10 protein-coding genes are annotated in these 14,095 nt (G+C 70.5%); 5 read left to right on the forward strand and 5 right to left on the reverse strand.

The features are described 5' to 3' along the window. Positions 1-326: 326 nt before the first annotated feature. Positions 327-3,209, forward strand: a complete 2,883-nt coding sequence (locus tag VQ03_RS13860; RefSeq protein WP_048451475.1) for an EAL domain-containing protein — start codon at positions 327-329, stop codon at positions 3,207-3,209. A 169-nt stretch (positions 3,210-3,378) separates the two neighbouring features. Further along, positions 3,379-4,632 (forward strand): alpha/beta hydrolase, encoded by a 1,254-nt coding sequence (locus VQ03_RS13865; RefSeq protein WP_083467989.1) that lies wholly within the window; start codon positions 3,379-3,381, stop codon positions 4,630-4,632. A 49-nt stretch (positions 4,633-4,681) separates the two neighbouring features. Here the strand turns inward: VQ03_RS13865 and VQ03_RS13870 are convergent, their stop codons facing one another. Then, positions 4,682-5,062: a response regulator gene (locus VQ03_RS13870; RefSeq protein ID WP_048451476.1), complete on the reverse strand. Its 381-nt coding sequence runs from the start codon at positions 5,060-5,062 to the stop codon at positions 4,682-4,684. A gap of 222 nt (positions 5,063-5,284) precedes the next feature. On the opposite strand from VQ03_RS13870, the gene VQ03_RS13875 reads away from it, so the two are divergent. Both VQ03_RS13875 and VQ03_RS13880 read left to right on the forward strand, forming a co-directional pair. Then, positions 5,285-5,638 carry a hypothetical protein gene (locus VQ03_RS13875; RefSeq protein ID WP_048451484.1) on the forward strand — a complete coding sequence of 118 codons (354 nt, stop codon included), beginning with the start codon at positions 5,285-5,287 and terminating at the stop codon, positions 5,636-5,638. Between the two features lie 58 nt (positions 5,639-5,696). Next, the gene (locus VQ03_RS13880) at positions 5,697-6,677 is read left to right on the forward strand and encodes a ferredoxin reductase domain-containing protein (RefSeq protein ID WP_048451477.1); all 981 of its coding nucleotides are present in this window, start codon (positions 5,697-5,699) and stop codon (positions 6,675-6,677) included. Positions 6,678-6,686: 9 nt separating this feature from the next. Here the strand turns inward: VQ03_RS13880 and VQ03_RS13885 are convergent, their stop codons facing one another. The 4 genes from VQ03_RS13885 to VQ03_RS13900 all read right to left on the reverse strand — a co-directional run bounded on the left by VQ03_RS13885 (position 6,687) and on the right by VQ03_RS13900 (position 12,532). Next, positions 6,687-7,550, reverse strand: a complete 864-nt coding sequence (locus VQ03_RS13885; RefSeq protein WP_048451478.1) for an MBL fold metallo-hydrolase — start codon at positions 7,548-7,550, stop codon at positions 6,687-6,689. Between the two features lie 87 nt (positions 7,551-7,637). Beyond that, positions 7,638-10,826 (reverse strand): efflux RND transporter permease subunit, encoded by a 3,189-nt coding sequence (locus VQ03_RS13890; RefSeq protein ID WP_048451479.1) that lies wholly within the window; start codon positions 10,824-10,826, stop codon positions 7,638-7,640. An 82-nt stretch (positions 10,827-10,908) separates the two neighbouring features. Beyond that, the gene (locus VQ03_RS13895) at positions 10,909-12,042 is read right to left on the reverse strand and encodes an efflux RND transporter periplasmic adaptor subunit (RefSeq protein ID WP_048451480.1); all 1,134 of its coding nucleotides are present in this window, start codon (positions 12,040-12,042) and stop codon (positions 10,909-10,911) included. Positions 12,043-12,211: 169 nt separating this feature from the next. After that, positions 12,212-12,532: a rhodanese-like domain-containing protein gene (locus tag VQ03_RS13900; protein WP_048451481.1), complete on the reverse strand. Its 321-nt coding sequence runs from the start codon at positions 12,530-12,532 to the stop codon at positions 12,212-12,214. Positions 12,533-12,804: 272 nt separating this feature from the next. Here VQ03_RS13900 and VQ03_RS13905 point away from each other — a divergent pair. Next, positions 12,805-14,095 (forward strand): glycosyltransferase family 4 protein (locus tag VQ03_RS13905; protein ID WP_048451482.1); only part of this gene is annotated, 1,291 nt, incomplete at its 3' end.

The raw sequence follows: 14,095 nt of genomic DNA on the forward strand, positions 1-14,095 counted from the left end.
GGCCGGCCGATCCTCGGGCGCATCGTCGCCAATTGCCCGACCCACGCCCTCACCTTCGCGTTCCTCACCGAGCTGATGCGCCACCCGGAATGCTGGGAGCTGGTCTCGCTCGCCGAGGCCGGCACCGATCATCCTGCCCACAGCCCAACTTGATTTGGCCGCAAAGCGGAGCGATCGAAGCCTGTCGACGGCCGCTCTCGCGGACGGCAGGGGAGATCCGAGGCCTCCGCCTTGCTCGGAAGCTTGGGCGTCAGTACGGTCCGGCACCCTCCTTGAGCCGCCCCCGTGGCCGTGGCCGTCCCCGTCCGGTCGGAAGACCCCGAAGCTTGCGCACGTACTCATTCGTCCTCGCCTGCCTCGCCGCGCTCGCCGGCCTGCTCCTCGCCACGCCGGAGGCCCGTGCGGTCGAGGCCGTGCGCGTCACGCTCGACTCGCAGGCCATCGACCTGACCCCGGCGATCGAGCGCTACCGCTCGGACGGCGACCTGATCCAGATCTCGACGGCCCCGGGCAAGGACGGCATCGTGCGCCGCATCGCCGTGAAGGCGCGCGAGACCGGAGCGCGGCCGGACTGGATGGTGTTCGCGCTCACCAACGACACCGACGAGCAGATCGACCGCCTGCTGGTGGCCCCGCATTTCCGCCTCGTCGGCTCCGGGGTGGTCTGGCCCGATCTCGGCGGCTCGCGCATCGCCGCCATCACGGCGAGCCAGGGCATCCGGCCCGAGCGCGACGAGAGCCCGGACGCCGACCAGTTCGTCATCACCCTCGATCCCGGCACCACCGTCACCTTCGTGGCGGAACTCCGCACCCCCAACGTGCCGCAGGTCTACCTCTGGGACCAGGACGCCTATCGCAAGAAGGCGACCGGGCTGACCCTCTACAAGGGCATCATCATCGGCATCGCCGGGCTGCTGGCCCTGTTCCTGACCATCGTGTTCGTGGTCAAGGGCGCCATCATCTTCCCGGCGGCCGCCGCCCTCGCCTGGGCGGTGCTGGCCTATGCGTGCATCGATTTCGGGTTCTTCCAGCGCATCTTCCCGGTCACGGAGGCCGCCGAGCGGATCTACCGTGCCTCGGCCGAGGCGGTGCTGGGCGCCACCCTGCTGGTCTTCCTGTTCGCCTATCTCAACCTCGCCCGCTGGCACGTGCGCTACAGCCACGTCGCCCTGATCTGGCTCCTGTTCCTCGGCGGCCTCGTCGGCCTGGCCGTCATCGACCCGCCGGTGGCGGCCGGTGTCGCCCGGATCTCGATCGCGACCGTGGCGGGAATCGGCCTGCTGCTGGTGGTCTACCTCGCCATCCATAACGGCTACGACCGGGCCATCCTGCTGATCCCGACCTGGCTGCTGCTGCTGGCCTGGGTGGTGGCGGCGGGCTTCGCCATCACCGGCCAGCTCCACAACGACCTCGTCCAGCCGGCCCTGATCGGCGGTCTCGTCCTGATCGTGATGCTGATCGGCTTCACGGTGCTCCAGCACGCCTTCGCGGGCGGGGGCTTGGGCAACAGCCTCGTCTCCGATACCGAGCGCCGGGCGCTGGCGCTCACCGGCGCCGGCGACGTGGTGTTCGACTGGGACGTGCCGGGGGATCGGGTCTTCGCCGGCCCCGAGATCGAGGGGCAGCTCGGCCTCAAGCGCGGGGCCCTGGAGGGCCCGCAGGCGAACTGGCTCTCCCTCCTCCACCCCTTCGACGTCGAGCGCTACTCGGCGGCCCTCGACACCGTGATCGAGGAGCGCCGCGGCCGCATCTCCCAGGATTTCCGCCTGCGCTCCGCGGCCGGTCCCTATTACTGGTTCCGCCTCAAGGCGCGGCCGGTGATCGGCACCGACGGCGAGGTGGTGCGCATCGTCGGCACCATCGCGGACGTGACCGAGGCGAAGATCGCCGAGGAGCGGCTGCTGCACGACGCGGTGCACGACAACCTCACCGGCCTGCCCAACCGCGAATTGTTCAACGACCGGCTCGACGCCGCCCTGGCGCTGGCGAGCCAGGACCCGCGCCTGAAACCGACCCTGTTCGTGGTTGACATCGACCGCTTCAAGCAGGTCAACGACGCGATCGGGCTCTCGGCGGGTGATTCGATCCTGCTGACGCTGTCGCGCCGCCTCAACCGGCTGCTGCGGCCGCAGGACACCCTGGCCCGCGTCGCCGGCGACGAGTTCGCCATCATTCTGCTCTCCGAGCGCGATCCCGACCGGATCATCGCCTTCGCCGACAGCATCCGCCGGGCGATCACCACGCCGATCACCTATGCCGACCGGGAGATCTTCCTCACGCCCTCGATCGGCGTCGCCCTGCACGAGGCGGGCGCGGTGGTGAAGCGCGACGACGTGGTCAAGAACGCCGAGCTCGCGATGATCAACGGCAAGCGCCAGGGCGGCGACCGGATCGAGGTCTACCGCCCGACCATGCGCTCCGACCGCGGCGAGCGGATGATGCTGGAGAGCGACCTGCGCCGGGCGCTGGAGCGCAACGAGATCAAGGTGCTGTTTCAGCCGATCGTCCGGCTGGAAGACCGCACCGTGGCGGGCTTCGAGACCGTGCTCCGCTGGGACCACCCACGCCTCGGCCGCGTCGCGCCCCAGGTCTTCCTGCCGATCGCGGAAGAGTCCGGCCTCATCGTCAATCTCGGCGTCTTCGCGCTGGAGCGCACCGCCGCGGAACTGGCGGCCTGGCAGCAGGCGCTGGTGGTCGAGCCGCCGATCTTCGCCTCGGTCAACCTGTCCTCGCGCCAGCTCCTGCGCCACGACCTCCTGCACGACGTGAAGACCGTGCTCGCCCGCACCGGCGTCGTCCCCGGCTCGCTCAAGCTGGAGCTGACCGAGGCGCTGGTGATGGAGAACCCGGAATACGCAGCGCAAATGCTCGCCCGCATCCACGAACTGGGCGCCGGCTTGTGCCTGGACGATTTCGGCACCGGCTACTCGGCGCTGACCTACATGCAGCGCTTCCCCTTCGACACGATCAAGATCGACCACTCCTTCGTGCGCCAGATGGCGAACGGCCGCTCCGGCATCCTGCGCTCGATCGTCCGGATGGCGCAGGAACTCGGGCTCGAGATCATCGCCGAGGGCGCCGAGTCGGAGGCGGACGCCCTGGCGCTGGCCGAGGTCGGCTGCGACTACGCGCAGGGGTTCGCGTTCGGGGAGCCGATGTCGATCCTGCAGGCGCGGCAGCTGGTGGGGGCGGCGCCGGAGGCGGCGTGAGGGCCGGCCCGGGTGTCGTGGCCGGTCGATCCTGTGTGGTCTCGCACAGAATCGGTCGCCGCCGTCGCGGGAGATGGGGCGCGGCCTTTCTGCGACGGGAGCCGTCCGCGATGGTGCGGGGTCTGGACCCGCCCAGGTCCAGCTGGCCCTCGTGGCGAGGAGAGGCCCGATGAAGGTGTTACGTACGGCACTGCTCCTCGCCGTCCTGGTCGCGACGGGAGCGCAAGCCCGAGCCGCCGCCTCCGGACTCTCGCCGGAGCCACCGACCTTCGCCGCGCACCGGGACCAGGCCTTCGACCGCCTGCGGGCGCGCTGGGGCTCGGACGATGCGGTGACCCTGAACGCTCCGCGGGAGTGGCGGCCGGCCATGCCGAGGCAGGGCGCGAAGCCTGCCCGGGGGATCCTCCTCGTGCACGGGCTCGGGGATTCACCCTGGTCGTTCCACGACGTCGCCCGGGACCTCGCCGCGGGCGGCATCCTCGTCCGCACGGTTCTCCTGCCCGGCCACGGCACACGACCCGAGGATCTGCTCGACGTGGACGTGGAGCAGTGGCGTCAGGTCGTGCGCGAGCAAACGGAGGCTTTGCGCCGCGACGTCGGGCAGGTCTTTCTCGGCGGGTTCTCCACCGGAGCCAACCTGGTCACGGAATACGCCTACGCGAATGACACCATCGCCGGGCTCGTGCTGTTCTCCCCGGGCTTCAAGTCGGACGTGCCCCTGGACTGGATGACGCCGCTGCTCGCCCGGGTCCGGCCGTGGCTGCTGGCGCCGGGCGGACGCGCGCCGCTCCAGAACGAGGTGCGTTACCTGACGGTGCCGACCAACGGGTTCGCGCAATTCTATCGCAGCAGCCAGGCGGTGCGGCGGCAGCTCGACGAGCGGCCCTACGGGAAGCCGGTCTTCATGGTCGTGGCCCGGAACGATTCGGTGCTGGACTCGGCCTACCTGCTCGACACGTTCCGTGATCGCTTCCCGCACCCGGCCAGCCGGCTGATCTGGTACGGCGAGACACCGGCGAGGCCGGGCGACGAGGCGCGAATCTTCGTTCGCAGCGACCGGCTGCCGGAATGGCGGATCAGCCAGTTCTCCCACATGGGCATCCTGTTCAGCCCGGCGAACCGCCTCTATGGCGACCGGGGCACCTCGCGCATCTGCTGGAACGGGCAGGACGAGGCCGGTTTGCAGGCCTGCGAGCGCGGAGCGGAGGTCTGGTACTCGGACTGGGGATATCGCGAGGCGAACAAGACGCACGCACGGCTGACCTTCAACCCGTACTTCGCGTGGCAATCTTCCATCATGAGGTCGGTGCTGGACGCGGCGGCGGATTCACGTGGGAGGCCGGCCGGCCCTGCGGTCGAGGGCTCGCCCGGGATCGGGGAGGCCTTGCGCCGGATCTCCTTCACCGCACCGGCCGCTCCCTGACGTCGGAGCATGACCGCTCAGGTGGTCCCGCGGGCCCGTGCCGCAGCGGTCAGTGACGGCCCCCGCCGACCGGCTCCGCGCACAACGCCCCCAACGCCTCCACCAGCCGCTCCGGATTCAGCGGCTTCCTCAGGATCGGCAGGTCCGGCCACATCAGCCGCATCGCGCGCGGCAGCACGCCGCCGGTGCAGATCAGGACCGGCACGCCCTTGCCGATCAGGCATTCGGCGGTGGGCGTCGCTTCGCCGTCGGCGAGGTTGAGGTCGAGGATCGCGACGTCGATCTCCTCGAACTCGATGAGCGCCAGCGCCTCGCGGTTGGTGCGGGCCGGGCCGACGGCGTGGGCGTTCGAGCCGGTCACGATCTCGGTCAGCTCCAGGGCGACCAGCGCCTCGTCCTCGACGATCAGCACCCGTCGTCCGTCCAGCATCGCGATCTCCGTGGTTCCGGAGCGGGCGAATCGATGCCCGTTCCGGGATAGCGCGGCGAGAGTGTGTCGGCGGCTCCGCCGGGTCAATCGCGCGAATGCGAGGAGAGTGCTTAAACGGTCTTTAACCATGACGACAGCATCGTCATCCTGGCTGTGGAGATGATTCGGCGCGCCCGTCGGGGCGCGATCCGCACGGCCTGGACGAGGCGCGGAGTGGCGGCGATGGGCGAGGCGGCGTACGACATCTCGGATCGGGAGCGGACCGGCCCGGATTTCGATCTGGTGCGGCGCCTGCTGCTCCCGCCGGGCTGGCTCGGACCCCGGCCCTACCGGCTGCCTCCGCCGGAGGAGGCGGAGATCGAGGAAATCGACGACCTCGTCGCCCAGCTCGAAGCCGAGAACAAGGTGATGAAAGCCGTGCTGCGCTCCGAGCGGGAGGCCGCGGCGGAGCTGCGCGCCCAGGTCGCGGCGCTCACGACCCAGCAGGCCGAAGGCGAGGACGTGCAGGACAACCTCCGTGCCGACCGCGACCGCTGGGCCTCCCTGGTCGAGCGCCTCCTGTTCGCACCCCGCTGACGACGTGGCGCCCCCTCGTCACGTCCCACCGCCTGTGAAAAGTCGCACGGAGACGGCCATGAGCCCCCGCTGCTCGCTCGTCGTCAACGGCAAGCCCGTCCGTGTGGCGACCGGCGACACGCCCCTCGATACCGCCCTGCCCCGCAACGTCGCCGCCGGCCGCGACGGCGTGGTCCAGGATTCCGGGCAGCAGGAGACCCTGCCGCGCCTGCGCAACACCAGCCGCACCCGACCCCGCCTCGGCGACGGGGCCGGCACCCGGCCGGCCCCGGCCCCCTCGCCGCTCACCGTCCTGCGCACGGCCAAGCGTGCCGGCACGCTGCTCTCCGCGACCCCGCTCTCGGGCGCGGTGATGGAAGTGGTGGTCACGGTCTCGCGCGCCCTCGACGTCGCGCCCGGCCAGGCCGTGGAGGTCGCCTTCGCGGGGCTGCCCGCCCGGCCCTACTGCCCGACCCAGCGCATCGACGGCAACACCGAGCTCAACGAGCTGGTCTTCCATCTGCGCCGCGACCGCGGTGCCCTCGGCCTCGCCCTCGGGGACGCGGTGCGTCCCGGCCACGCGGTGCGGATCAAGGGACCCGCCGGCGGCATCCCCTACCGGCCGGGGCCCGGGCGCCTCGTCCTGGTCGCGGCCGAGACCGGCTTCGCGCCGATCTGGGCCATCGCCCGGGCGGCGCGTCACCTGGAGATCGGCCGCGAGATGGTGGTGGTGGCCGGCGCAACGGACGCCGACGACCTCTACATGCGCCCCGGCCTCGACTGGCTGCGCGGCACCGGCGTGCAGCAGATCACGCTCGCGGCGAGCCGCGACCGCCGCGGCCAGGCCGACGTGCGCCACGGCCCCGTCACCGCCCACCTGCCGACCCTGCGCGGCAGCGACACCGTCCACGTCGCCGGCCCGCCGGAGATCGTGCGGGCGGTCGAGCGGCTCTGCGACAGCGTCGGGGCGACCTGCGCCGCCCTTCCCTTCCTGCCCGCCCGCAGCCGGGCCCGCAGCCTCGTCACCCCGGGGGATACCGGCGCGCAATTCGGGCTGTGAGCCGCGGCGCTATCTCAGCGCGGAGACCGGCACCGGATAGGCGTGCGGCCGCCCGGCCAGCATCGCGTCGATGAGCGCCAGCACCTCCGCCCGGCCGACATTCGCCGCCTGCTCGAACGGCGTCCAGGTCTGGTGGAAGTCGAGGGCGGCGAAGACCGCGCGGTAGCGGGTGAGCTCGGCGTGGGTCAGCGGCACGCCGCGCACGAAGGCCTTGTGCGCCGAGATCGTCAGCGCCTCGCGCGGGTTCTCCGGGTTCAGCTCGAACTTCAGCGCATCGCCGCAGAACACGATGCCCCGGCGACGGTCGTACAGCACGGCGTGGCCGTCGAAATGGCCGGCGGTGCGGTGGAGCGTGAGGCCCGGCACGGGCTCCAGCACGTCGTCGTAGGGCCAGGAGACCTGGAGCGCCGCGCTCCAGGTGAAGTCGGCGGCCGGCAGGCACAGTTCGGGATCGAAACGGTCCTGGAGCTGGGGCAGCGCACCGTAGCTGTGGGGATGCGAGGCCGAGAGGACCGTCATGCCGCCCAGGGCCGCGATGTGGTCGAGCGCCGCCTCGCTGAAGACCGGGCAGCCCTCGAAGCCCATATTGCCGTCCGGCGTCACGATCAGGTAGGCGCTCGGCCCGATGCCGGTCACCGGCTCGTTCCAGAACTTCCAGACTCCCGGCTCGACCTCCGCCCAGTGACAGGGGAAGGAGGCTTGCGCCTCCGCGACATCGCGGAAGCGCCAGCCGTCCTGCGGCACCACGTGGCGCGCGTCGAGGCACATCGGGCAGCTCGGCGGGGCCGCGAAGTGGCGCTGCCAGAACCCGCAATTGTCGCAGACGAAGGCAGGAAGCTTGAGGGCGCCCGCGAAGGGCAGGTAACCGGGCACGCGCGAGACCTATCGAGGCGGGAGGTGCCGCCGCATATAGGTGCGGCGGCACGAGCGTCGATGGAGGCCTCGACCCGGCCCCTCCCCTTACCGCGCCGGCTCGGGCTCGCCGTGGTGGTCCTCCACCCCGCGCCAGCGGTTGATCCGGATCAGGATGTTGCGGATCACCACGTAGAAGACCGGGGTCAGGAACAGGCCGAAGATCGTCGCACCGAGCATGCCGAACAGCACCGCGGTGCCCAGCGCCTGGCGCATCTCGGCGCCGGGGCCGGTGGCGAAGGCGAGCGGCACCACGCCGAGGATGAACGCGAAGGCGGTCATCAGGATCGGACGCAGGCGCAGGCGGCAGGCCTCGACGGCGGCCGCGACGGGCCCGCGGCGCTCGCTCTCCTCGATCTGGTGGGCGAACTCGACGATCAGGATCGCGTTCTTGGCGGCGAGGCCGATGAGCACGATGAGGCCGATCTGGGTCAGGATGTTGTTGTCCTGCGCCCGGAACTGCACGCCGGCCAGGGCCGCGAGCACGCCGGTCGGCACCACCAGCAGGATCGAGAGCGGCAGCGCCCAGGATTCGTACTGCGCGGCGAGCACCAGGAAGACCAGGAGCACGCCGAGGGCGAAGACGTAGATCGCCGTGTTGCCGACCGCCTTCTCCTGGAACGCGATGTCGGTCCACTCGAAGCTCATGCCGTCGGGCAGGGTCTGGCGGGCGAGTTTTTCCATCGCGTCGAGGGACTGGCCCGAGGACACGCCCGGCCGCGAATCGCCCTGCACCGGAATCGAGTAGTACAGGTTGTAGCGCTGGACGATCTGCGGACCCGAGATGTCGCGGATGCTGGCGAGCGTCCCCATCGGCACCAGCGCGCCGGTGGAGGAGCGGACCTTGAGCCGCTCGATGTCCGACTTCTCCATCCGGTACTTGGCGTCGGCCTGGGCACGGACCTGGTAGACGCGGCCGAAGGTGTTGAAGTCGTTGACGTAGGCGCCGCCGAGATTGACCTGGAGCGTCGAGAACACGTTGGCGAGCGGCACGTTCAGCATCCGCGCCACCGTGCGGTCGATGTCGAGGTAGATCTGCGGCGTGTCGTTGCCGAAGGTGGTGAAGACGCGGGTGAGGGCCGGGTCGCGGTTGGCCGCGCCGATGAGGTCGCCCGAGACCTGGAGCAGCCGGGCGATGTCCGAGCCCTCGCGGCTCTGCACCTGCATCTTGAAGCCGCCGGCATTGCCGAGGCCCCGCACCGGCGGCGGCGGGATCGCGATGATCCGGGCCTCCTGGATCGGGGCGGTCTTGGCGAGCACGGCCTGCAGGATCTTGCCCGCCGTGAGGCCCTTTTCCAGGCGCTCCTTGAACGGCTTCAGCGGCAGGAACATCACCGCGCCGTTGGTGGTGTTGGTGAAGGTGGCGCCGTCGAAGCCGGCGATGACCACGGTGTTGCCGACGCCGTCGATGTCGAGGGAGCGGCGCGACACCTCCTGCACCACCGCGGTGGTGCGCTCGAGCGACGAGCCCGGCGGCAACTGCACCACGACGAGGAGATAACCCTGGTCCTGGAGCGGGATGAACCCGGTCGGCGTGGTGCGCACGAGGTGCAGCACGCCGTAGATCACCCCGGCATAGAGCAGCAGCATCGCCAGCAGCGGCACCAGCCGCCCGGTGAGGAAGCGGATCGTCGCCGCGTAACCGTTCGCCGTCGCGTCGAAGGCGCGGTTGAAGGTGTTGGCGGCCCACGACCCGAACCGGGCCAGGAAGAAGCGCGGCCGGTGGTGCTCGGAATGGGGCTTGAGGAGCAGCTTGCAGAGCGCCGGCGACAGCGTCAGCGAGTTGAACATCGAGATGATGGTCGAGGCCGCGATGGTCAGCGCGAACTGCCGGTAGAACTGGCCCGAGATGCCCGGGATGAAGGCGGTCGGGATGAACACCGCCGACAGCACCAGGGCGATGGCGACGACCGCGCCGCCGACCTCGTCCATGGTCTTGTGGGCCGCCTCGCCGGGCGAGAGCCCCTCGGCCATGTTGCGCTCGACGTTCTCCACCACGACGATCGCGTCGTCGACCACGATGCCGATGGCGAGCACGAGGCCGAACAGCGTCAGGTTGTTGAGCGAGAAGCCGAGCAGCGCCATCACCGCGAAGGTGCCGACGAGCGACACGGGGATCGCGATGATCGGGATGATCGCGGTCCGCCAGCTCTGCAGGAAGACCAGGATCACCACCACGACGAGGACGACCGCCTCAGCCAGCGTCTTGTAGACCTCGTGCACCGATTCGGCGATGAACTCGGTCGGGTTGTAGGCGATCTTGAATTCGAGGCCGGGCGGGAAGTCCTTGGACAGGGTCTTCATCAGCGCCTGGACCTGCTCGGCCGCCTCCAGCGCATTGGTGCCGGGGCGCTGGAACACGCCGATGCCGATCGCCGGCTGGCCGTTGAGGAACGACTTGGTGGTGTAGTCCTTCTGCCCGAGCTCGACCCGGGCGATGTCGGAGATCCGCACCAGGCGCCCGTCGGACGCCTTGACGATCACCTTGCGGAACTCGCTCGGGTCCTGGAACCGCCCTTGCGTCTGCACGGTGAACTGGAAGGCCTGGTCGGCGGGAGCCGGCGGCGCGCCCAGCGCACCGGACGCCACCTGGACGTTCTGCTCCTGCAGCGCGTTGATCACGTCGGTGGTCGAGAGCTGGTAGGAGGCGAGCTTGTTGGGGTCGAGCCACAGCCGCAGCGCGTATTCCGAGCCGCCGAACACCGTGATGTCGCCGACGCCGTTGAGGCGCAGGAGCGGATCGCGCAGGCGCAGGTAGATGTAGTTGGCGAGATAGTTCTGGTCGAAGGTGCCGTCGGGCGACAGCACGTGCACGACCATCATCAGGTCGGGCGAGGACTTGCGGACCGTGACGCCGAGGTTGCGCACGTCGCCGGGCAGGCGCGGCTGGGCGACCGAGAGCCGGTTCTGCACCAGCACGTTGGCGATGTCGAGGTTGGTGCCGAGCGCGAAGGTGACGGTCAGCTGCATGTTGCCGTCGTTGGTCGACAGCGACGACATGTACAGCATGTTGTCGACGCCGTTGATCTCCTGCTCGATCGGCGTCGCGATGGTGGCCGCCACGGTCTCGGCATTGGCGCCCGGATAGGAGGCGCGCACCACCACGGTCGGCGGCACGATCTCGGGATATTGCGAGACGGGCAGCGAGATGTAGGAGACGTAGCCGATGATCAGGATGACGATCGAGGTCACCGAGGCGAAGATCGGCCGGTCGACGAAGAAGTGGGCAAAACGCATCGGTGGGCCTCTCGCGCCCTTCGGATTCTCGGGCGTGGCGTCCTGACGGGAGGCGCCGCCCGTCAGCGGGCGGCGCGGTCGCTCACTCGCGGACCGGCGGCAATTCCTTGACCTCGGGCGTGACCTTGGCGCCCGGACGCACCCGGGTCAGGCCGTTGATCACGATGGTCTCGTCGCCCTTGAGCCCGTCGCGCACCACCCGGTAGCCGTCGATCTTGGGACCGGGGCGGATGTTGCGGGGCTGGATAACGTTGTCGGGCCCGAGCACGTAGACCAGGCGCTTGTCCTGGTTGGCGCCGATCGCGTCGTCGGGGATCAGGATCCCCCGATAGGGCTTCGAGGCCGGCATGCTGACGATGCCGAACAGGCCCGGCTTGATGAAGCGGTCCGGATTCTCGACCGTGGCGCGCAGGAGCACCGTGCCGGTCGCCTCGTCGACCCGGTTGTCGACGAAGTTGAGCACGCCCTTGCGGGTCGGCTTCGCCTCGCCGGTCAGCGCCACCAGGATCGGCGCCGTGTGCTCGTTCTGGGTCGCGCCCATGCCGATCTTGAGCGTGTTCTGGTAGGCCAGGAACGAGCGCTCGTCGACCGTGTACGAGAAGTAGATCGGGTCCAGCGACACGATGGTGGTCAGCATCGTCTGGTCGGTGATGACGATGTTGCCCTCGGTGACGTTGCGCTGCGAGATCCGCCCGTCGATCGGCGAGCGCACCTCGGTGAAGTCGTAGTTGAGCTGGGCCTGGCGCAGGGCCGCGGTGGCGTTGTCGACGTCGGCCTGGGCGGTCAGCGAGTTCTGCCGGCGCTGGTCGGTGACCTGCTCGGAGATGTTGCCGGACCGGCTCAGCGTCTGGGCGCGCTCGAGGTCGGTCTGGGTGAAGTTCAGCCGCGCCTTGGCCGAATCGAGGGCCGCGGTCGCCTGGTCGAGCGCCGCCTTGTAGGGCCGGCGGTCGATGGTGAAGAGCAATTCGCCCTTCTTCACGACGGCGCCGTCCTGGAAGTGGATCTTCTGCAGGTAGCCGGTGACCCGGGCCCGCACCTCGACATACTCGATCGCGTTGAAGCGGCCGGTGAAGTCGTCGTGCTCCACCACCTCCTTGACCACGGGCTTGGCGACCGTGACCGTCGGGGGCGGCCCGCCGGGCGCCTGGGCCCGCGCCGGGATACCGGCCATCAGCACGAGCGCCGGGATCACCGCCGCCAGCCTCAGCCTGCGCATACTCACTCTCCCGTTCATCTCGTGCATGCGACCCGTCGGACGCGGGGGGAGATGCGCCGGGGGAGCATCTGCGTCGAGGGCTGGCCTGTTCGGGAATCGCGCCGCCCTCGGCGCGGCCCTCCCGGGGCCGGGGGAAGTCGAACCGCCAGGAGGCGGGATGGTCTCTCAGCTATTCCACGGTCTCGCCGGCATTGGCCCAGTCCTTGAACCCGCCGGCATAATGCTCGGTCAGGGGAATGCCCTGGCTCTGCAGGTATTGCAGCGCCCGCGCCGAGCGTACGCCGGCGGCGCAGGACAGGACCGGCCGGCGGCCATCCGCGGCGATCAGCGCCTGCAGCCGCTCGATGTCGAAGTCCGAGAGCGGGAACGAGACGGAGCCCGGGATGTGGCCCGAGGCGAATTCGTTGGGCTCGCGCACGTCGATCAGCAGGACGGAGCCGTCCGCCAAGCCGTTCTTCACCGCATCCCGATCCAGATCGACGATCGCCATTGTCTCACCCGAACGTCGACCCAGCGCCGACCCACGATCTTAATCGGCGCGCCCGACACTTGTCACCGCGGCGCGACGGAGCGGTGACGAATGCGATAAATCATCACCGCTCAGCGTTGCAAGAGCGACTATCCACAGCCCGCGGGCGGCGTTGTGCGCTGCCGCACAGGACGGCCCGTGACGGGGAGGACGGGAACGGGTGTTGGGCTCCGGGCCCGCGGCTGTGTAGGAACCCGCATCACCGCATCCAGGACATCATGGCTCGAGTCGTCATGCGCCCCCATCCCGTCGCCTTCGACCTCACCCGCCTCGTCACCCGCCTGCGGCATGCGAGCCCGACCGGCATCGACCGGGTCGACCTGGCCTATGCCCGGCACCTCCTGGGGCAGCCCGGCCCCCGCTTCGGGATCGTCTCGACGCCGTTCGGCCCGAAGGTGCTCGATCGGGCACAGATGGCGGGCCTCGTCGAGGCGGCCATGGCGGCCTGGACCGAGGAGATCTCGGCCGGAGACGACCCGGTCTTCCCCGACCTCGCGGGCCGGCTCGGCCTGCCGGCGCCCGAGCGGGGCCCGGTCTCCGCGAAGCCGGACGGGGCGCGCGAGCGCCGGGCGCGGCAGTGGCGGGCCTGGCTCACGGCCGTCCGGGCGCCGGGCCCGGAGCGCGTGCCGCTGAACGCGCTCTATCTCCACACCTCGCATCTGCGCCTCGACAAGCCGGCGCGGTTCGACTGGCTCTACGACCGTCCCGACATCCGGCCGCTCTTCTTCGTCCACGACCTGATCCCGATCGAGTATCCCGAATACGGCCGCGCCGGCGAGGCCGAGCGCCACCGGGTGCGGATGGAGACGGTCGCGCGCCACGCGCAAGCCGTCGTGGTGAACTCCGCCGATGTGGGGAGCCGCTTCTCCGCCCACCTCGCCGGCCTCGGGCGCCGGGTCCCGCCGATCACCGTCGGCCCGCTCGGGATCGAGGCCGCTTTCCAGGGAGCGCCCGCAGCCGCGGCGGGGCGTCCGTTCTTCCTGGTCTGCGGCACCATCGAGCCGCGGAAGAACCTGATCGGCCTCCTCACGGCCTGGCGCGAGCTGAGCCTGCGGCTCGGGGAGGCGACGCCGCGCCTCGTCGTGGTCGGGCGGCGGGGCTGGGAGAGCGAGAACGTGATCGACCTCCTGGAGCGCTGCCCGGCGGTGCGCGCCCATGTCACCGAGGTGTCGGGCCTCTCGACCGCCGGACTGGTGCAGCTGATGCGCCACGCCACGGCGCTGCTGATGCCCTCCTTCGCCGAGGGCTACGGCCTCCCGGTCGTGGAGGCTGCCGCCGGCGGGCTGCCGGTCGTCGCCTCCGACATCCCGGTCCACCGCGAGGTCGCGGGCTCCTTCGCGGAGTTCCTGCACCCGCTCGACGGTCCGGGCTGGATGCGGGTGATCGAGGAACTGGCGGCGCCGGGCTCGACGCTCCGCGCCGAGATGGCGGGCCGCCTCGCGGGTTACCGGGCCCCGACGTGGGAGGACCATTTCGCCCGGGTCGATCCGACGCTGGCGGCGCTGGCGGGGGGGGGCGCCCGGG

Origin of the sequence: Methylobacterium tarhaniae (genome assembly GCF_001043955.1) — a bacterium.
GTDB lineage: Bacteria > Pseudomonadota > Alphaproteobacteria > Rhizobiales > Beijerinckiaceae > Methylobacterium > Methylobacterium tarhaniae.